Source organism: Vibrio sp. TRT 21S02, assembly GCF_050113675.1.
In the GTDB taxonomy this organism is placed as follows: Bacteria; Pseudomonadota; Gammaproteobacteria; order Enterobacterales; family Vibrionaceae; genus Vibrio.
The window spans coordinates 425,910-447,615 of sequence record NZ_JBNJOI010000001.1 but is presented as its reverse complement, the minus strand read 5'-3'; the positions used below and the strand labels follow the sequence as shown (position 1 = coordinate 447,615).

The 21,706-nt window shown below is 43.2% G+C and carries 16 protein-coding genes; all 16 read left to right on the top strand.

Annotated elements, in window-relative coordinates; all coding sequences use genetic code 11:
- Position 1 precedes the first annotated feature (1 nt).
- Genes tssB through ACQEXU_RS01965 form a run of 16 tightly spaced genes read left to right on the top strand, consistent with a single transcriptional unit; the run spans position 2 to position 21,471 of the window.
- On the top strand, positions 2-505 hold the full coding sequence (gene tssB / locus ACQEXU_RS02040) for a type VI secretion system contractile sheath small subunit (RefSeq protein ID WP_367986504.1): 504 nt from the start codon (positions 2-4) through the stop codon (positions 503-505).
- Positions 505-1,983, top strand: a complete 1,479-nt coding sequence (gene tssC / locus ACQEXU_RS02035) for a type VI secretion system contractile sheath large subunit (RefSeq protein WP_427009470.1) — start codon at positions 505-507, stop codon at positions 1,981-1,983. Before tssB ends, tssC begins: the two co-directional genes overlap by 1 nt.
- A gap of 33 nt (positions 1,984-2,016) precedes the next feature.
- Complete coding sequence (locus ACQEXU_RS02030; RefSeq protein ID WP_427009494.1) at positions 2,017-3,417, top strand: type VI secretion system contractile sheath domain-containing protein; 1,401 nt, start codon at positions 2,017-2,019, stop codon at positions 3,415-3,417.
- Positions 3,417-3,839 carry a type VI secretion system baseplate subunit TssE gene (gene tssE, locus ACQEXU_RS02025; RefSeq protein WP_427009469.1) on the top strand — a complete coding sequence of 141 codons (423 nt, stop codon included), beginning with the start codon at positions 3,417-3,419 and terminating at the stop codon, positions 3,837-3,839. Before ACQEXU_RS02030 ends, tssE begins: the two co-directional genes overlap by 1 nt.
- Positions 3,832-5,577, top strand: a complete 1,746-nt coding sequence (tssF, locus tag ACQEXU_RS02020; protein ID WP_427009468.1) for a type VI secretion system baseplate subunit TssF — start codon at positions 3,832-3,834, stop codon at positions 5,575-5,577. The genes tssE and tssF overlap by 8 nt, the downstream gene beginning before the upstream one ends.
- Positions 5,568-6,497: a type VI secretion system baseplate subunit TssG gene (locus tag ACQEXU_RS02015; RefSeq protein ID WP_427009467.1), complete on the top strand. Its 930-nt coding sequence runs from the start codon at positions 5,568-5,570 to the stop codon at positions 6,495-6,497. The genes tssF and ACQEXU_RS02015 overlap by 10 nt, the downstream gene beginning before the upstream one ends.
- Positions 6,498-6,533: 36 nt before the next feature.
- On the top strand, positions 6,534-9,143 hold the full coding sequence (gene tssH / locus ACQEXU_RS02010) for a type VI secretion system ATPase TssH (RefSeq protein WP_427009466.1): 2,610 nt from the start codon (positions 6,534-6,536) through the stop codon (positions 9,141-9,143).
- An 18-nt stretch (positions 9,144-9,161) separates the two neighbouring features.
- Positions 9,162-11,711, top strand: coding sequence for an MFS transporter (locus tag ACQEXU_RS02005; protein ID WP_427009465.1), 2,550 nt, complete (start codon positions 9,162-9,164; stop codon positions 11,709-11,711).
- Complete coding sequence (locus ACQEXU_RS02000) at positions 11,708-12,700, top strand: ABC transporter substrate binding protein (RefSeq protein WP_427009464.1); 993 nt, start codon at positions 11,708-11,710, stop codon at positions 12,698-12,700. The genes ACQEXU_RS02005 and ACQEXU_RS02000 overlap by 4 nt, the downstream gene beginning before the upstream one ends.
- Complete coding sequence (locus ACQEXU_RS01995; protein ID WP_427009463.1) at positions 12,697-13,425, top strand: ABC transporter substrate-binding protein; 729 nt, start codon at positions 12,697-12,699, stop codon at positions 13,423-13,425. The genes ACQEXU_RS02000 and ACQEXU_RS01995 overlap by 4 nt, the downstream gene beginning before the upstream one ends.
- A gap of 3 nt (positions 13,426-13,428) precedes the next feature.
- On the top strand, positions 13,429-14,376 hold the full coding sequence (locus tag ACQEXU_RS01990; RefSeq protein WP_427009462.1) for an FHA domain-containing protein: 948 nt from the start codon (positions 13,429-13,431) through the stop codon (positions 14,374-14,376).
- Complete coding sequence (gene tssJ, locus ACQEXU_RS01985) at positions 14,376-14,858, top strand: type VI secretion system lipoprotein TssJ (RefSeq protein WP_427009461.1); 483 nt, start codon at positions 14,376-14,378, stop codon at positions 14,856-14,858. The genes ACQEXU_RS01990 and tssJ overlap by 1 nt, the downstream gene beginning before the upstream one ends.
- Before the next feature lie 26 nt (positions 14,859-14,884).
- Complete coding sequence (gene tssK, locus ACQEXU_RS01980) at positions 14,885-16,216, top strand: type VI secretion system baseplate subunit TssK (RefSeq protein WP_427009460.1); 1,332 nt, start codon at positions 14,885-14,887, stop codon at positions 16,214-16,216.
- A gap of 3 nt (positions 16,217-16,219) precedes the next feature.
- Positions 16,220-17,413, top strand: a complete 1,194-nt coding sequence (gene icmH, locus ACQEXU_RS01975) for a type IVB secretion system protein IcmH/DotU (RefSeq protein WP_427009459.1) — start codon at positions 16,220-16,222, stop codon at positions 17,411-17,413.
- 2 nt (positions 17,414-17,415) lie between these two features.
- A complete protein-coding gene (gene tssM / locus ACQEXU_RS01970; protein WP_427009458.1) occupies positions 17,416-20,805 on the top strand; it encodes a type VI secretion system membrane subunit TssM in 3,390 nt (1,129 codons plus the stop codon).
- A gap of 6 nt (positions 20,806-20,811) precedes the next feature.
- Positions 20,812-21,471, top strand: coding sequence for a protein kinase domain-containing protein (locus ACQEXU_RS01965; RefSeq protein ID WP_427009457.1), 660 nt, complete (start codon positions 20,812-20,814; stop codon positions 21,469-21,471).
- Positions 21,472-21,706 lie beyond the last annotated feature (235 nt).

Sequence of the window (21,706 nt, the reverse complement as noted above, 5' to 3'; positions counted from 1 at the left end):
TGTGGCACTAAATTCACAGCATAAGCGCGTAAGTAAAAACCGAGTAAGTATTACTTATGACGTTGAAACAAACGGCGCAGTCGAAACCAAAGAGTTACCGTTTGTTGTTGGCGTAATTGGCGATTACTCAGGGCATAAACAAGACAAAGAAGATGTGGAAGATCGTACATTCTACAACATCGACAAAGACAACTTTGACAACGTAATGAAACGCGTTGGTCCTGAACTTTCAATGAAAGTTGATAACGTTCTTGCCGATGATGACAGCCAATTTGAGGCAAATCTAACCTTCTCTTCGATGAAAGACTTTGAACCAGAGGCCATCGTTGAGCAAGTAGAACCTTTGAAGAAATTGGTCGAAACTCGTAACCAGCTCAAAGTTCTTCTTTCAAAAGCGGATCGTTCTCGTGATCTGGAAAAACTGCTCAAAGAAGTTCTACAAAGCGCAGACACCATTAACGCCCTTTCTGAAGAGCTTGGAATTAATCAAGAAGGAGCTGAGTAATGAGCACTGAAACCGATACTCAAACCCAGACTGAAGCCGCGGAAGGAACACTGAGTTTTCTTGACCGAGCAATAGAAGCAACAACACAAACACCCGCAGACACAACAAAAGAACTTTTTTCAGTGCTTGCAGAACAGGCACTTTCTGGCACTGTCGCATGGGATAAAAACGTCACTAAGACAATAGAAAGTGCCATCGCTGAAATCGATAAAAAACTATCGAAGCAGCTTTCTGAAGTGATGCAACAAAATGAGTTTCAGAAACTCGAGGGCTCATGGCGAGGCTTACAAAAACTGGTAAAAGAAAGTGAATTAGGCCGTGATCTAAAAATCAAAATGGTCGACTTCAGCCAAGAAGAGTTACTTGAGCAGTTTGAAGATGCACCTGCAATCGATCGCAGCCCCTTGTTCAATGCGGTATACCAAGGTGAGTACGGCACGGCAGGTGGCGAACCGTATGGGACGTTTATTGGCGACTATGAATTTAGTGCCAAAGATGAAGATGTCGCACTACTACGCTACATGGGCGAAGTTGCCGCAGCATGCCATGCTCCATTTATCGCAGCAGCCAATGCTGAAATGTTTGAGTTTAATGACTTCACTACTTTCGATGAAGGTAAACCAGTCGCGGCTGGATTTGACTCCCCTGCTTATGCTGCATGGAACTCTTTCCGTGAAAGTGACGATGCGCGTTACGTGACCTTAACCTTGCCACGCACACTTGCCCGTCTACCATACGGAGATAAAGGTTTGGGTACCAACTTGTTTAACTATGAAGAGTTAGACACTGATATGGATGGCAACCCTAATCCAAGCAATAACGATGAGCTTGTTTGGTCTAATGCGGCATATGAGTTAGGACTGAAAATGACCCAAGCCTATACTGCCTACGGTTGGTGTACAGCGATTCGTGGGTTAGACAATGGCGGTAAAGTCGAAAACTTACCAAACCTCATCTACAAAACCGAAGCCGGTGATCTTGTTCAACAATGCCCAACGGAAGTCAATCTAACTGATGAACGTGAAAAAGAGTTGAGTGATCTTGGTTTCCTACCACTAGTTCACTACAAAAACTCAAATTACGGCGTGTTCATTGGTGGACAAACAACTCAAAAACCAAAGACATATACCGATCCTGATGCCACGGCTAATGCTGCAATCTCAGCACGCCTACCGTATATCATGGCAAGCAGTCGCATCGCCCATTATTTGAAAGTGATGGGACGTGACAAGCTGGGTTCGAACTTAGAAGCACCAGATATTCAAAGAGAATTACAGCTATGGATCGATCAATACACCAATGCTGGTGCAATTGGTAATGATCAACGAGCAAAGACGCCTTTAGCAGAATCCAGAATCGAGGTTGTGGAGCAGCCAGGCCGCCCTGGCTCATACTCCGCTGTTGCTCATTTACGCCCTTGGTTGCAATTGGAAGAGCTGACAACCTCAGTTCGAATGGTTGCAAAAATCCCAGGTTAAGCATGAGAGTAGCCGGAGCAATCCGGCTACTAAATTCGTATGATGTTAAACACGAATTGGCAAGAAAAATTCAATCAATTAGACAGTAAAGACAATGCTTTTTTAGCAGAAGCATTGTCTTTACTCGCCTGTATTCCCAATCTAGACCTAACTAACAAACAACAACTTATTGCAGCCGTTTCTAGGTTAATTACGGAACTCGACAGCGCCCTTTCTAAGCAGCTCGATAACATCATGCATGATCGTGATTTTGTACATATGGAAAGCAACTGGCGTGGTATTCAGGGGCTTGCATTACTCCCAATCAACGCTCAAAGAACGCAGCTTAAGATACTTGATATGTCGTGGAACGAAGTCTCATCAGACATGAATCAAGCGTACAACATACGTGCTTGCGAGCTTTACAATAAAATCGGAAATCAAGAGCTCAACACCCTTGGGGGGCATCCCTTTGGCTGCATCATGTTCACCCACGCTGTATCAATGGATATTGACGTCGACGCCGACTTCGATGATCTCTTTACTCTTGAGCTTCTCGGAAAATTAGGAGAGTCAACACTATGTCCAATGGTGCTTTCACCTGACGAGCACTTTTTCGTGAACAGTGGAGCTGACTGGATTTCTGATATCACACGGATTGAAAAAATCCTTTCAGGTCCGGATTACCAAGCTTGGGAAGCATTAAGGGCGAAAGCCAGCTCTCGATTTACCGCATTGGTCATGCCTAGGATACGGATGCGCTCTATTCACCACAACGCTCAAGTCGGCTTTTTGTATAACGAAAGTGGTAACGGATTATGGGGGAATGCATGTTTTGCATTTATTGCAAGCATCATGCGTGAACATCACCGAGTTAACTGGTTTGGCTTTCTCAAATCTCGCTGGAACGACAAGTTCCAAGGTGCATTGATAAACCTTCCCAATTCAAAACAACAAAGTGAATACCTGTCAAAGCCAGTCACTGACATCACGTTATTTGGCCAAGTATCAACCTTTTACGCCCAGTATGGCTTCATTCCACTCACCAAAAGCCAGCAAACTAATACGTATTATTTTAATGGTAACAACTCGGTGTGGCGAAATGGTAACAACGACAACGATAAAGTACTGAACCAAGTTCAAACCACGCTCATGTCTTGTCGAATTGCACATTATTTGAAAGTTCAAGTCCGAGAAATGATCGGTAGCTTTAATACAGCAGCAGAATGTGAACTATTTCTAACTCAATGGATTGAGAAATTCTCTAGCAATGTAACCAACGCGAATGAAGAAACATTAGCAAAGTATCCATTGAGTTTTGCCAAGATCTCTGTGGAGGAATCCCACTCCGCTCCGGGCAGTTTTGCATGCACATTACGAATGGTTCCTCAATATCAATATGACCACTTTAGTGGAGAGGTGGTATTAACAACAGAATTGGACGAGGTAGCCTAATGAGTTTTTGGAGAACGTTTGTTGCCCAGTCTTCCATAACGAGAGATGCGGAAATCGACGATATTAAATATAACCTAACCAAATTGTTTGAATCTGAAGCTCCATTAATGGATATCGATGATCGGTTATCTCAAACACTAAAATCCAACTTAAGATTTGGCATTGAAGACATTCAGCTGCTCAGTGCTAACCTTGACCAAACACAACTTTCTATGCGCATTGCCGACTGGATTAAGCACTTTGAGCCAAGGCTAAGCAGTGTCATGGTCGAACTGATTGAACGAAAGGAAAATGAGAACGCATTGGCATTTCATATCATTGCTCAAGCCAATACTCAAAATGGAAAAAAGGAACTTATCTTCGATTCTAAAATTTCACTCAGTGATCTAACAACCTCGATGGAGGAAGACAGCTATGACTGATCCTCTATTACGATATTTTGAACAAGAACTGACTTTGGTGCGTCGCTCACTTGGTCAATTTGGAGCTGATTACCCGCAACACGCTGAGAGTCTCAACATTCATCAGGGCAAAATTGAAGACCCAAGCATTGCCCGATTGCTTGATGGCGTTGCACTTTTAAATGCAAAGTTGGAGCAAAAGCTTGCAGAGCAGCAACCAGAAACCATCGAAGGGTTACTCAATGTTCTGTACCCCTCATATACCCAAACAATCCCGAGTGTTGCCTACTTTGAATTAACACCAGAAAAGCCTGAGTCAACCACACTTCCCAATGGTTCCCAACTCAGTGCTATGTCTAATGGTATGGAATGCTTATTCTCTACCATAGACACATTACAAATATCACCGTATTTATTAAGTGATGTAAATGCTCAAAGTGCGCCATTTAGCTTTAATCGACCAAAATCAGCTGAGTCGACAACAGCGGTAATACAACTGACCTTAACCACAGGTGATCCAGCTCTTCACTTTAGCCATTTATCATTAAGTGATTTCGATTTTTTTGTTCAAGGCTTTGAGAATAATGCGGATTCTCTCGTTGAATTGCTGCTTAGCCAAACAAAGGCCATTTCAATCTCCGATATTGAAGCAAAACAGCATGTCTCACTGGAGCCAAACCGGCTAAAAAGCAGAATTAGTGACCAAGAATTCGCTTTTTTACCTCAACATGGAAACCAGTTTATTGGTTACCAATTGATCAACGAGTTCTTCTTTTTTAAAGAGAAAAGGCAGTTTTTCAGACTGAAAGGCTTTGCAGATGTCGCGTGTCAATTTGAACAATCTGAAATTATCGTCAATCTGTTCATGTCAGCGCTTCCCACAGAATTTATTCGCCTATTTAACACAGATGTATTCAAACTCAACGTCATTCCTGCCATCAACTTATTCGAACAAGCTGGTGAACCTGTCACTTATGATCAAAGGAGCTTAACTCTTCCTGTCAAAGCGGACTCTCACAGTGACAGTAATATTGAAATTATAGAGATAAAACACGTATACGAATTAACATCGACGGGTACAGAACCATTAACACCACTGCTCAAGCAAAAATATCATTCAGATGAACGAGCAGACTATTGGCAAAGTACGCGTGATACCTACGGTGATTTTAAAGTTACGGTATCGTTGCAAGGCAATAGACAGCCAAGCTTTGGTAAGATCTACAACACCGAACTGCTTTGTTCGAATGGAAAACAAGCATGTGGTATAGAGGGCGCTATCGAGTGCCTTGCGAACATCGACTTACCGGGTGAATTTGCACTGTTGTATCCCCCTTCCGCACCAATTGAGCGAGAGCGCGATCATAACCTTCATTGGCAGTTTATCGCGTTATTGAACTGCAATTTTGCTTCTATGCTCCAAGTGCCGCACCCAGAACAAGCACTAAAACAAATGCTTAAACTCTGTACACGTGAGCCCGTTTCATCCTCGGAGATACAGATGATTCGTGCAGTAGAGTTTAAGTCTCAAGTCGCGGCAATAAGGGTCATGGGAAATAATATCTTTTCTCCCGGAACAGAAATCGACATCACATTGGATACGACAGGGCCTTTTCATGCGTTTAGTGATGTTCTGAATCGGTTTTTTCAACAATTTTGTAGCTTTGACCGATATATCCAGCTCACCATCCGAATCTATGGTCGCGACGGCATTGCCAAGCAATACCCGAAACTACACGGGAGCCAATTATGCATGTGATGCAAGATATCGCGGCCAATACAGGGCGATATGATTTTGTTCAGGCGATGCGTTATTTGCTACAGCTGCAAAGTCATAGCGAACAAAAGATATCCATTCAACTCAAAGCGGAAGCGATGCCTATTGGTGATGGTGACGAAATTCAACATTTCTCACTGAAAGGGAATAAAGCAAAACTCCGGCTAGCGAAGCAAGCGCTATTTGGCTCTCAAGGCGTTATCCCCAATTATATTTATGAAGAGTTGTTAGCCGCCCTACACAACGAGGATCATGCACTTAAGGACTTTCTCGATGTGTTTAATCAGCGTTACTTTGAAATAGATTATCGTGTGGAATCACAGAAGTGGTTGTTACTGGAAAAAGAACAGAATCATCAGAAATTTGAGCTACTCAATCATCTTTCTGCATTACATACACAGCATAGAGCATATTTTCAATATTCATTTCTGCTTGGGCAGCAGAGTCGCTCTTTAAGCAGCATCAAGCAAATCCTAAATGACTATTTTCCCTACAGCATCGATGTGACATGTCAACTGCATCAACGTAAGAAGTTACCCCATAACTCTTTAACTCGAATTGGAACTAGAGAAGAGTTTAACAGCCGGGCCGGAAAAGGCTTTCTGCTCGGCAAAACATGTCTGGCTCAATTTAATCATTTAAATATATCAATTACCCCTGCCAGTCGTTCGGAATTCAAGCAGATAGAACAAGATGTTTATCTTGGTCAAACAATGATGGACATCATCCAACATTACCTTCGAGATAACACGTCGATATCCATTTATCTGAATGTGAAACGTGCCTACCTTCAACGCCCTACTTTGTCTTCATCGGCACAAATAGCGGCCAAACTTGGTGAGGTTGACTGCATGGCTCCGGAAAGAAAACCCGAACAATCCGTACGAATTCTACTTAGATAACAACAAAAACAGCTTTCGAGATACAAGGAACTCAGTATGACTCAAGTAACACTAACAAATTTAGTAGGCAAACTCTCAACAGAGCTGAAACAGGCGCTTGAAGTTTCTGCAGGTGCAGCAATGAATCAAGGCGTTCCTGCCATCGAAGTGGAACATTGGTTGTTGCAACTCATCACTCAAAACGACGCGCAACTTCAGCAGCTTATGAATTCTCAAAACTTGCCTCAAGAGCAGTTGATTGCTGAACTGACCGACAAGATCACCCGCTTGCCCAAAGGCAGCGAAGGTCAACCCACACTGAGTCATGAGTTAACTGAGTTAATCAAAGATGCTTGGATGCTAGCATCGGTCAATTATGGACATGCACAAGTCATCAGCCTTCATTTAATACAGGCACTCTTACAACAAAATGTCATGGGAATAAGTTCTCTTCAACTCAAAACACTGGAGTCACTCTCGCTAGAATCCCTGCAAGGATTAATCAACAAAACGCCAGTTGCTCGTTCCCAACAAAGCTCAGTATCAGGAAGTGTCGATGCAACACCCGCTGGCAACGATGCATTGAGTAAATACACCATAAACCTTACTCAACAAGCCCTTGATGGAAAAATTGATCCTATTTCTGGGCGCAACGCCGAAGTACGCAAAGCCATTGATATCTTATGTAGAAAACGCCAGAACAACCCTATTTTAGTTGGAGAGCCAGGGGTCGGGAAAACAGCCGTCGTTGAAGGACTTGCTTTGCGGATCGCAGTTGATGAAGTTCCCGCTGCATTACAAGGCGTTCAGATCCATTCATTAGATCTCGGCCTATTGCAAGCAGGCGCTAGCGTCAAAGGTGAGTTTGAAAATCGCTTAAAAGATGTCATTAATGAGGTGAAAAACTCAGAGCAGCCAATTGTTGTGTTCATTGATGAAGCCCATACGCTTATCGGTGCTGGTGGTGCAGCGGGACAAAATGACGCCGCGAATCTGTTAAAGCCCGCTTTGGCTAGGGGGGAGTTTAAAACTCTTGCTGCTACAACTTGGGCTGAATACAAAAAATATTTCGAGAAAGATCCTGCCCTAACACGCCGCTTTCAAGTCGTTACGATTGAAGAACCAAATGCTGAAGATGCAATGCAAATGCTGAGAGGCATCGCTGCTTCTCTACAAAAACACCATGGTGCATTTATTGCAGAATCGGCAATTGATGCCGCAGTTAATCTCTCTATCCGTTACCTTCCTAGCCGTCAGTTACCAGATAAAGCCATCAGCTTGTTAGATACCGCAAGTGCTCGCATCGCACTAACTCAAGGTTCGAAACCCGAAGTCATTGAAACTCTCGAGCAGACGATTCGTTACCAGAAAAATGAAAAAGCGGCACTTGAGAAAGAAAATGCCCTATTCGGCATCTCAGAACAGGAAATCCAAATACTACAGCAGGAAATTGAAGCGAACGAAGCAAAGCTGTGCGACTACCAAGTACGTTGGAAAAAAGAGGTAGATCTTGTTGAAGCGATCAAACTGTTGCAACAAGAAATAACGGAACAACAAGAAGCCAATGAGGTGGATGAAGGCAAACAACAGGCATTGAACATTGCTATGCAGGAGTTAAGTGACGTTCAAGGTGAAGAGCCACTTGTGAATGCAATGGTTGATGACAACACCATTGCACAAATTATTGCCAACTGGACTGGTATCCCCGTCGGCAACATGATGAGCGATGAGATTGCCAAACTGCTTACCCTTGAACAAGTGTTAGATAATCGCGTTATCGGTCAGAATGTTGCCAAGCAAGAGCTCGCAAAAGCAATTCGTATTTCCAGAGCAGGCCTAACTGACAACCGAAAACCCATTGGCGTATTCCTTATGTGTGGCCCAAGTGGTGTTGGTAAAACGGAAACCGCAATGGCGCTGGCTGAACAACTCTACGGTGGCAGTAACGATCTTACTGTCATTAACATGACTGAGTTTAAGGAAGAACATAAAATCTCAATGCTACTCGGTTCCCCAGCAGGCTATGTTGGGTTTGGTGAAGGTGGCGTACTAACCGAAGCAATTCGCCGCAATCCATATTCTGTCTTATTGCTGGACGAAATGGAAAAAGCCCATCCGGGTGTCCATGATCTGTTCTATCAAATTTTCGATAAGGGCCATATCAAGGACAGTGAAGGCCGTACCGTTGATTTTAAAAATACCATCATCATCATGACTTCTAACGCTGCCGATCAGGCGATTTGCGATGCTTGTGATGCCACACAAGAGCGCATCGATAATGATGAATTGCTCGAAACCATTCGACCAGAGCTACAGCACTACTTTAAACCTGCATTCCTTGGCCGTACCACCATCATTCCATACTACCCGCTCAATGATGACGAACTAGCAAAGATCACGGAAATTGCCCTTAATCGCATTAAGAAAAAACTGGCAGAGCAATACCAAGCGACTTTTAGCTGGGATGAAAACTTTGTCCAATACGTTGTTGCTAAAAACACAGATCCTACAACAGGTGGACGTGCAGTAGAGCAGATCATTAATCGCTCGTTAATGCCGAAACTGGCAGAAGAGTGCATCGGAAGACTTAGCCGAAAAGAACCAATTTCACAGGTTTCGGTTACCTCTCCAAGCTCTCATCAAGGCTTTGAGTTAAAAATCAACTAATCAGGAAGATACGGCACAATGGAAGCTAAGCTGCAATCAAAACGTGGAATTAATTTGTCTCTCAGAGGCAAGTTGACGCTTGCTATTGTGTCCGTATTGCTATTTTCTGTTACGTTAAATACGGTCTTAAGTTTTCTGAACTTTGAAAAACGGCTCACAACAACAAGTGACTCGATTTACCAAGTTGTTCTACAGGAAACTTATAGCGATATATCACAAGCGTTAAGTTTTGGCCTCCCCCTCGCTTCCATCACCAATATTCAATCCTTGATTGAACGCCGCTCGACTCTTGTCTCAGGCATTAAAGCGATTGAAGTCATTGATATTAATGGCAATGCTCTCTTTGCGATTGGAGAGCAAACACATGAAGCAGAGCGTGTTTTATCAAAGCCTATCGTCAACACCTTTAACATCGTGGTTGGAGAATTAAAGCTTCATTACGCCACTTCACAGCTCTCGATACTTACCGATACCTTGTTTCAACACCAGCTGAGTTATGCTGTTTTTTGGATCTTTGCCACAGGGCTTATTGGTTATGTCACTCTTCGGTATTTATTGAACTCATTTTCATCGGTGATTGTTCATGGTCAACATATTTTAGATAACCACAACATAGCGAAAGAAGATAAGTTGCTTGCAACACAAAAGCTCATTCTACACGCGAGCAAAGGCAAACGCTGGCAATCGGCAAAAACCAAATCCTTTCCTCTGTTGGTTATTTGCTTAGCCATTACATTAACGATATTTGCCAACGTTGGTAGTTCATACCAATCAATGCAGTTGTTCTCATCTGTTTATCAACAGCAACTAGAACAAAAATCAAGTTTGATAGGCCATACGCTCACCACCATGGTTGAGAGACTGCTAGGACACGGTATTCCATTAGATAAACTCAATGGTCTTGAGCAAGAATTTGCTCAATATATTGAACATCACCCGGAACTGATTGCCATAACCTTGCAACAGAACCACCAAACGCTTTATCACTTTCCAGAGCATATCTCACCTGTAAATCAGGGAGTAAACAATACGCTCAAAAGCACGTCTGATACCCAAATAGAGCTCAATGTCGCCACCGATGACAACCTAATCATCCAGTTAATGAAAGACAGTGCAATGGATATGCTAACTGTGCTAGTTGCCTCTTGCCTCGTTGTTGCCGAAATTATTCTATTCTTGTGTAACTATATGATCCGCATGCCATGGCATCACATCAAACAGATGCTGGTTAATGCGAACAGAGACATGGTTAGCCACGTCAGTAATATCAGAAGTACTGATGAAATAGGAAGGCTCATTGCCAGTTTGCGCCTATTGATCGTAAGCTTTCACCCAACTCAGAAAAAACATGTATTAGACAGTCAGGACTACCATTTTATTCGTCTGCCAATGTTTATCTTGGTTTTTGCAGAAGCCGCATCCCTCGCCTTTTTCCCCAACTACGTAGCAAGCCTACCTACCAATCAAACTTGGTTACCAGAAAGCTTGATCACGAGCCTCCCTATTTCGCTCTTCATGTTATGTTGGGCTATTTCACTGCCCTTCGCTGGCTATTGGTCAGACAAAGTAGGACGCCGCCGTTCACTGATCACAGGCGGCATCATTACCAGCTTAGGTTTGCTCGCAACTTCTCTGTCATCCAATCTTGAGTTTTTGTTAGTGACACGGGCAGTCACTGCCATTGGTTACGGTATCGTCTTTATTTCTGCTCAAGGGTATGTTTCCGATACCACCAGCGACCACAATCGAACAAAGGGAATGGCAACATTCTTGTCTGCTTTTTTCTCAGGTTCTCTGTGTGGCGCGGCAATAGGAGGGATACTGGCGGACAAGTTAGGTTACGCAACGACATTTGCTTTAGCCTCAATTCTCGGGTTTATCAGCGTCCTTCTTGTCGCAAGTTTCTTTGAAAAAGGCCAAACCAACCAACAAAGTAGGCCAGTACAACTGAGAGACTTTAAATTGCTGTTCAGCAATAAGTACTTTGCACTCATCACCCTTTTTAGTGCAATACCTGCCAAGGTAGTGTTGACGGGCTTTCTCTATTACATCTGCCCTGTTTACCTTCAGTACCTCGGTGAAAGCAGCGCCGTGTCTGGGCGCGTTATGATGGGATACGGACTTGCTATCATCGTTGTCTCCCCACTCAGTGCCATTTTGATCGACAAGTGGGATCGAAAAATCAGTTTTATTGTTCTTGGCGGGATGATCTCTGCAATTGCACTGCTCAATATTATTCTCCTCCCCGGAACGGTTGGCTTACTCGCTATCGTTATCATGATTGGTATTGCACATGGGATTTGTATATCGCCGCAGGTACCTTTATTGGTCGATTTACTTGCAAATCAAGACATCGATAAAGGAAAGATCATCGGTATTTTCCGCCTAACTGAAAGACTGGGAAATATCGCTGGCCCAATGTTGGCCGGACTGGCTTTAAGTCTGTTCCAGTACGAAAAAACCATCATGATGTTTGGGATTGCACTACTTGTCAGTTCATTAACCCTAACCGCCTTCTATTTACTCTTCACTCGTAGGGATCGAGAACAACTGGAGGCGATAAAATGATAAGACATTTTCTGTTCGCGCTCATTTCATTCAGCACACTATTTTCTTTGCCAATATCAGCCAATGAAGACAGTAAGCACGTTGTGATGTTGCTTTGGCGTGGTGTCACCGATGCAGAACGCGGATTCATGGATTATTTGTCGAAACAGCGAGCAGTCACATACACACAATTAGATGCCCAGAAAGATAAGCAAGCCTTACTTAAGCATCTCAGCCACATTGATGAGCTCAAACCGAACTTGGTGTATACATTTGGTACAACAACCACACTCGCATTGCTTGGCACCGTAGATAAACCCAGCAAGTTCCGTTTAAAAAAACAAACACCTGTCGTGTTCAATATCGTCACCGACCCTGTTGGCTCACAACTGTTAGAAGAAGGTAAACCTCGTTCATTTACTGGCGTAAGCCATATTGTGCCGATATCTGTTCAACTTAATGTTATCGAACAACTGAAAGGTATCCATCGTATTGGTGTACTTTACAATCCATTAGAGAACAACGCCGTACTAACCGCCAACAAGCTGCAACAGTTAGCTCAACAACATAATTATACCGTTTCGCTATACCCGCTTCCTATCGTTGAAGATCAACCCGATTTAGCTGCACTACCTCAAGTCATCACTGCGATGAAAGCGGATCAAATACAAATGGCTTACTTGCCACCAGACTCCTACATCATCTCGAATGGAGAAACTATCGTTCGTCAACTGCATCAAAACCAGTTGCTTACGTTCTCTGCTACCGAGACACCGCTACGAAAGCATCAAGCGCTTTTTGGTGTCGTTAGCCGTTATTACAACGCGGGACAGTTCTCTGCGCATAAAGCCGAACAGATCTTGAGTGGAGAGTCACAACCTTCTGAAGTTCCTGTCGAATCTCTAAGTCAGTACTCATATATCGTCAATATCGATGCGGCAAAACAGCTGGATTACTATCCTCCCGTATCGATTCTTAAAATATCCGAACTAATAGGTAATACACCATGATGTTGTCTTGTAATTGGTTGTCTAAACATCATCAATATCTTCTCATTGCCCTGCTTGGTGCGAGCCAATCGGTAAGCGCTCAACAAGCGACTGGGCCTTCACGCCTACTTTTAACTACACAAAACTGGGCCCCTTACCAAACTTATCAAGATGGTGAGATGCAAGGACTCGCTCTAAATCTTGTCAAATGTGCCTTAAGTAACATGGGCCAGCCTTATCAAATCACCATGACAGGTTGGTCAGATGCTCAACTTCGTGTTCACAGCGGCACACAACATGGTTTTTTCGTTGCAAGCCAAACACAAGAACGTGATGAATACGCCACCCTTTCAGCGCCAATCGCTGAGCAAAAATTAAACTGGTATTTTGGCCCCGGCGTACAAGCTCAAATCGACGAATTGTCAAAGGTAAATCTTAAGTTTTCTGCCAAGTTTGGGTCGAGTAAATGGTTTTGGCTTAAACGTAATGGTTACAACGTAGTGAAACAACCAAGAGATGCTAGAGTGTTACTAAGGCTTTTAAAACAAAGGGAAATTGATGTTGCCTTGGAGGATGAGCTGGTGTTCAAGACTGAGCTTGAGACCGCTGCTATGCCCAAAGATTACTTTCGAAGTGAACTGGTTGAAGTAAAGCAAATGGGTGTTTATTTCTCTAATCGTTTCCTAAAAAACTACTCTGGCTTTCTAGAAGCCTTCAATTCAGCTGTAACTAAGTGCGAGGGATAGCCAGTGGCAATCAGTATTCATTTGATTTCTGTACCCGCTGAAGAGGTCGTAACCTCACGCGTGATCTATTTACCAGAGCAAGGAGGTGAGCTTGGTCGGGCACCTTCATGTGATATCGCTTTACCCGATCAACACAAGCGGATCTCCCGTGTTCATGGTCAGATTACGCGTAATGGTAAAGGGTATACCATTAAAAACATGGGAAAAAACCCTCTTCAGCTTAACGATAAGCCATTAACTTCAAACAAGGATTATCCCCTTAGTGATGGGGATATCATCAAGGTCGAAAACTATTCAATGTTGGTATCTACTTTTGCTCATTCAACAAGCACAGAAGAAGAACCTCAACATGAAGAACCATCTATGAGCCAACCATTCTCTCTAAATTTAGAAGATGAAGATGCAGACTTTCTTGAAACGGTCTCCCTGTCTCCCGATATCGTGGAAGAAAGTCCCTTTTCACATAAAAATGTACTGAGTGATGACCCATTTTCTAGTGATCCATTTGAAGACATAGACGCAGAAAAAATTGACCCAAACATCGAATTGAGTGGCGATGCAATACCAAGGGAAGATTCTCGCGATCCAAAGCAACACGAATACCTGCCAGTTTCTGAAGGTAAAGACACTCAAATCGAAGCATCCATCGATAAACTCATCACCATCACAGAAAAAAACCAACAATACCTTCGTAACCCCATGTTGCAACATGAAGTTCTTTTTCAAGCACTTGAACAAACCATTGATCAATTTCTTGCTGAACTTGAACCCTCGCAACTAGAACACCAATTTAATGAGTATATGTCTGGCAGCTTGTTCTCTAGTAAGGAGAAACGTTACTGGCGGATCTACCGAAAACACTTTAAGCGCCGTCAAGACAGTGGAGATTTCAGAAGGCAGTTTAAAGCACTGTTTATGGAAAACATGCAAAAAACACGAGAGGAAAAGTAATGGTTCGATTATTACTGTTTCTCACCATCATGATCTCGGGGTGCTCGTCTGACTCGACTCCCGTCGTATCGCAATACCGTTTAAAAATCAGCACGGATGATGCGATAAATCCAACGGGTTATAACGATGCGAACCCAGTTGTCATTCGAGTTTATCAGCTCACTGACCAACAAATGTTCAACCAGCTGCCTTTTATCGATTTGTACAATAACGATGTTCAGCTACTTGCGGCTAACCTTGTCTCTAAACAAGTACTGCCCGTTGCATTGCCGAAAACAACCACTGATGTGACATTAGACATCAACAAGAACACTCAATATCTCGCCGTATTGGTCGAGTTTGCCAACTATCAGAAAAGTGAGCCGAAGTCGGTCTCAACACTTCCAGGCAACGATGACCAGTATTTACAACTGTCCGTTTCAGGTTTGAACGCAACATTAGAAATCATCACACCTGATTCCAGTTGGTGGCAGATCTTTTAATCACCGTTAGTAGATAGGGAAATCACGTGGACGCATTTAAGAAAGTAGTATGGCAAGAAGGTATGTTCATTGCCCCACAACATTTTCAACAACAAGACCGATACGTTCAAAATTACATTCGTCAGAACGTAGAAACACTGGCGGGCTTTGCTCCATTCTACGGCATCACCGAACTCACCATTAATCACGATTTACTGAAAATCGGCAAGTTGTCAGTAACAACATGTTCAGGAGTATTCCCAGATGGTACGTACTTTGATTTAAAACGAGAAATTGCCATTGATATCCCGCAGGGAACCATCGAGTCAAACGCGTATCTAGCCCTGCCAATTTCACTTCAGGGGAACAACGATTACAGCAATACTGAATCTGCTCAGTCTCGCTATATCACTCAGTCTATCGATGTGTTCGATACTGCCACCACAGACAATGCTAGCGTTGAAATTGATGTTGCTCACTTAAATATCAGTATTAAGTTGGAAGGCGAAGATATGTCAGGCTTTACGCTCATTCCTGTCGCAAAGATTCTTGAAAGTACCGAATCGGGAGACGTCATTCTTGACCGCGCTTTCATTCCGGCTTGCTTACATTATGGCGCATCACAGTTCCTCACTGAGCGAGTGAAAGAGATCCATGCCCTAACCAGCAATCGTGCATCCAATCTACTCAAACGAATTCAGGCAGGACAAGGGCAAAAAAGCGCCCAGTCCATGATGCAAGATTATCTCTGGCTTCAAACTCTAAATACTTGGTTGCCTTGGTTTGACCTAACCATCAGCAATGACAAGCTGCAAACACACCAACTCTATGAAAAGCTGAAACAGTTTGAAGCACAAGTGATGGCGTTAACACCCGCTATTCCTGATGTGTGCCAAACATTGCAATACCACAAGCTGTATCAGAATTTTAATCCGCTGTTTTCTAGCCTTAGAAATTTACTGACATTAGTTCAGCAAGACTCTGTTATCGAATTCCACTGGGACAGTTCATTATTCGAAAAACGCCGCCTATTGCGCACTATGATCAAAGACCCAAGTAGTGTAGCTAATCGTCGCTTTGTGCTGAGTGTTAAATCTAACGTCAGCAGTTCTGAACTCAACGAGTTGTTTCCGATATCAGCCAAGCTTAGTAACAACAACCGCATCGTTGATATCGTGCGCAATGCCCTGTCTGGAATCCAATTGACACCATTACCGTTAGCGCCTAGCGAGCTAAAACCAATGCAGGGAATGGCATATTTTGAAATCGACACCTCCGATCGCATGTGGACGGAAATGCTTGAAAACAGAGATGCAATTGCACTGCATATCGACGCCCGCATAGCAGAATTGGATGTCGTTTTGTACGCGCTGAGGTAGCCAATGGACTATTTAGACGAAGACACATTGGTTTGGGATGGCGGCGAACAGAGTTTCGTTGCCCCTAATAGCACAACAGACCAACCTAAAGACAAGCGCGTACTGGTCGGTAATCAGCAAATCGAATTTCTTCGCCATTTTGATAAGGCTGAGAATCAGCTCATTAATATTAGTAGTGAATTACTATCGATCACATTAAAAGTCCAGACACTCCCAGAACCAGAAGACCTCTCGACACTAAGACATCAGCTTGTTAAAAGCATTAACGAGATCAAAGCAAAAGGTGCCGAATTAACTTATCCCGTCGCGGTTATCGACAAGCTGTGTTTTCTATATGCCGTAGTATTAGATGAATTCATCATCTATACAGACTGGGGAGAAAAGCGAGGTTGGGAAAACAAAACGCTCTTAAGTGAGCTTTTTGGCATGCGTAACGGTGGTGAATTGTTTTTTACTGTCGCCGACAAAGCACTACGTCAACCCCATAAACTGATCGACCTACTCGAAATCATTTACATTTTTCTTAATGTGGGATTTCGTGGTCAATATCAAGAAGCTGGTAGTGAACAAAGAAAGTTATTTATCCACCAGCTTGAACAAATCATTAGCCAGTATCGGCAAATCGGTGGAATTTTCTGCCACACAAAAGTCACCTTACCCAAAGTACGTAAACCCTCACGCAAAAAGCGTTACTGGATCACTACCCTATTTTTTGTCTGCCTTATCACAACCACCATTGCACTTACCCAATTTTGGTATAACAAAACGCATGACCAGCGCGCACGTGATTTTAGTTTTTTAACCGATTACAGCCAGCGATATGTGCTCTCTGGTGAAGTAAGTGACATCGTTTTTATTAGTAGCGATAAGGATTTACAAAGCGCACCTCAACGTGGGAGTAAGTTGGAAGCCATCGCATCACCAACTGTTACGGTTGCGCCTTCCCAAACAGACTGGTTGGTTCAACTTGCGACTTTTTCAACCGAAAAAAATGCACGCGCGTATGTCAATCAACTCCCCCCATCGAGTTATCACACACAAGTTGATCAGTATCGTGCTTATTTCAGAGTCATCATTAGAACAGAATCCATACAACAAGCTCGTGAAATAAAAGACTGGTTCAGCGAGAAAGCGAGCATTAAACCCATTATTGTTCAGACCTCTGGTTCAGTAGACAGCAAGGAAGAATCGAATTAACTATGGCTACGGAAGCACCAAACACTCAAAAACCGTCGAAAGGCAAACTAGCAGTGATTAGCCTGCTTGTTTTCATCCTTCTTTCAGGAATTGTTTTTATCAGCGCTTGGTTTTTGTTTTCTCCCACATATTGGATCCAAAGCTTAATTGCGGCGCTATTTGTCGGAATGCTCAGTTGTGGACTTTGTTTCTGGCTACTTTGGCGGAAGCGAAATAAGCCAAAGGCGACACATGAACATTTGCTGGTTCAGAAACGTAAAAAGCTACTTGCGCTGCATTTTAAACGTATGCTAAATGCACAAAAGCGTAAAAAACGCCTGACCAGTCGGTATGATCAGCCTATTTACTTACTGCTGAGTGAAGAGCCTAGTAAAGATCGAAGCATCATGACTCAGATGGGTTATGAAGCCTATAAGGTTGACGATTTTGGGAATGATATTGAGTTCCCGATTCTATTCTGGCTCAGTGAGCACTCGATTCTCATTTCTATCAGTCAGGGAGAGGATCAACACCCTGAATATATCCAAACACTGTGCCGTTGTCTGATGAAATGGCGCCCTCGACAAGCCATTAATGGCTTGTTGCTTTCAACCAACGTAGATAGCCTACTAAAAAGCAGCGAAGCGATTACCCAACACGCTGATCAGCAAAAATCGCAAATAAAAACCTTCAATCATGTGTTTGGGTTAAATTTGCCGATTTATAATATCATCACAAATATGGGCAATATCGCCGATTTTTGTCAGTTTTTCTCTGCATTTGATGAAGCAAAACGAAATGAAGTTTTCGGAGCCACATCGCCACATCAAAAACATGGCGGTATCGATGCTAACTGGTTTAATGATGAATATGACCATCTTATATCGCAACTCATTGCGAACATGAGCACTGCACTCTCAGGGCAATTAAACCAAGATTACCGAACGGCCATTTCCAGCGCCCCCTACCAATTTGGCCTATTGAAGCAAAGCTTGTGGTTGTTCTTACAACGATTGTATCGAGGAGAACAGCTTAGTGATGGCCTTCAATTTAGAGGCTTTTACTTTACTCACACCGGGCAAGAAGGCGAAACCAACGATCTACTCGCAAGTGCCGTCAATCTTGCCTTGGGGCATGAACACTACAAGCATCACTCTCAAATACCAGTCCAACAAACACTGTTTGCACAGCACCTCATGAGTCATGTGGTGTTAAATGAACACACATTAGTTGGCGTGAATAAGCGCAAACAGAACTTCCTATTTTTTGCTCAAACCGCCTACACGTTCACGTGGTTAGCGATCCTTGGTTTTGTTTTGGCTGTCATCAAATTCGATTTTGACTACCAAAACCTGCGTGAAGCTCGTGCGGATAACATGCTGGAAAGATATAAAGAAGCCATTGCCGCAGCACCATATGATATTGAAAATATGGCTGACAACATTCCTAATCTCTATTCTCTGCACAAGATCTACGCGTTGTACCTCCAACCAGAACCATGGTACTCCTTGCCTTTCTTCCCCAGCTCTAGCATTAAACAAGAGGTAGAACAGGCATATTTCAATGAGTTAGAGCAAGTGTTGATCCCATCTATGGAGAATACGCTGGAGAAAGATTTATTTGTCTACGTAAACTTAGAAGATCAGGCAAAAACGCTCTCTCTACTTAACAGCTATCGCTTACTCTTCAATAAGGAAAGGACGAATATTGAAGAGCTCAAGAGCTATTTTATCAACAGCTTACAAGAGCAAGGAGAAGCAGACAGCGTCAACCTTGCCCAATTGCAGGTCCTTTTAGATGATGTGTTTACAAAAGATCTGGTCCCCGTAAAGGCAAATGTCGAGTTAGAGCAGCTCGCAAAGAAAGTAATCAATCAAACGGGTGTTGAGACACTCTTGTATGATCACATTTTGAACTCAGCCAAGTACGCTTCACGCATTGATGTTCGCCATGAACTTGGCAACCAGTTTTCACAAATTTTCCATTTCTCACCCCAGTACGTGGGGTATATGGTTCCCTACCTATATACCCCTTCTGGGTTCAATGAGTTGGATCTGTCTGTCGACTCTCCAGTATTAAAAGAAGCCCTTTCTGCCTATGAAGGGGTCGCAGGAACAGCGCCAAGCGCACTCGAGATGTATCGCATCAGTCGAGACCTGAAACAGATGTATCAAAATGACTACATTAACTATTGGCGTGATTTCATCGCGAATGTCAGTGTTGTAGAGATCAACAATTCAGCGGCTTTAAATAACACCTTAGATATTCTCACTGCAGCAAGCGATAACCCGGTATCAAATCTGTATAACATCATCAGCAAATACACTGCAGTCCAGCTCATGACACCAAGTCAGGACCAAAATGAAAGCACACAGTCGCAAGCTGATATTGATAACGACAAAGTCGAATCAGCAAGACAAATTAAGCTGAGTTTTCAAGAATTCCACAAACTTGTTGCCACAGATGAGCAAGGTCAAAAGCCCATTGACACCATCCTAGGCCTGCTCACTAAAACTCAAAGCTGGCTCAGTAACTATTACAGCAGTAATGACCCACAAAAACTGGCTTATCAAACCCTTTCAGCGTCACTGAAAGCCAGTAATCCGATCTCAACCTTATCCTCGCTCAATGACAATCAACATATCTTATTGGCGCAAATTCTGAAAAACATCACAGTACAAAGCAATGAGATGCTATTAAGCCTTGCCCATCAATATCTCAACACAACTTGGCAAAAAGAGGTCTATCAACCCTATCAACAAACCATTGCAGCATTTTATCCCTTCAGTCGCGGTGCGACGTCGGAAGCCAGCATTGCTGATGTAAAAACCTTTTTTAAATCCAGCGGTACATTGGACAGCTACTACAACAGCAAACTAAAGAGTTTTATTAAAGCTGACGATCATAGCCCTTACCTACCGGGTTTATTACCCAACTCAGGCTTAGCGCTGGACCCAAGTGTGTGGCAAATGCTCGAGAAAGCAAGCGACATACGCAGCGCACTATTTTTAAGTGATCCGAGTAAAGTAACCGTTCAGTTTCAGATCAAAGCCTTGGAGATGAGCGCAGACATCACTGAATTTTCTATCTTTGCCGAAAAGCCGATATTCAGCTATCAACACGGGCCTATGCTATGGAGTAACCATTCTTGGACAGGAGAAAATGAGCTTACAGACAGCCTAACCTTTGAACTGAAAGCCCAACAGCAATCATTAGATAATCAGCAATACAGCGGGCATTGGAATTGGTTCAGGTTGGTCGAACCAAGAGTGAAAAATGCGACATCACAAGATACTCATATTGAGTTCAGCCACGAAGGAAGCAAGGTTCGACTTGCGATTCGAACTCAAGGGCAAAGCAACCCATTTGTGCCGGGATTCTTTGCTGGCTTTACGTTACCAAGCAGTATTTGATTTGAGATGACATTAACGATAATGACCAACACTTCTCAACGAGACCGGATCGTCCATTTACTTCGGCGATCCGGTTATCAGGTTCATGAGTTCATTACAAAACATAGCGTTAAAGCCAGCCACCAAAACTACGGTTGTGTGGTAATCAAAATCGCTTTCTCGCAAGCCAAAAAGCAACAGCTCCTGCAAGAAGCGCAATTTCTCACTCAACACCGTGCTGAATCTTGGCCGGAATTGTTGGATTACCACTCTTCACAAGGCATCGATTGGTTAACATTGCCTTTTTGTGGCGAGCGGCCGACCCAGAAAAATATTTCCAATATTTACCAATTGGAGAAGCAGGTTGCCACCATACTGACAAGCATACATAACAAAGGGTATATCCACGGTGACATTAAACCTGAAAACTTACTCGTAAATGACCAGCAACAAGTGACGCTCATCGATTTTGGTAGTTTGGTTCCTATCGGCGCAGCATACCAATCTCATCAAAGTTTAACTGCCAGCCCAAAGTTCTCGTCACAAGCTCAACTCACCAGAACCGGATTGGCCAAACCCATAGATGACTTTATTGCACTGGCGCGCACACTCGCAACGTTAGCCACTCCTTCATCGCTTCCTTCCTGTTATCAAATGTTGCTTCTAAAAGACACAGGCTCTAAATGAGCTGGATAACCATTTGAGAAATCAACCGTCATCCTGTTTTCTCACCAACCGTGAACTTTATGAACAAAACCTTCTTTATGCTCAATATTCTTTTTATATACGCTTTAAAGACAAAGATTTAACACCTTTTTAACCTTAAACACATCTGCAAGGTTGAATCTTTCCTTCCAAGCAGACCAAACATATAACGATAAGTGCATTTCACTAAGAGATGTACGCCTACATAAGGAACGTG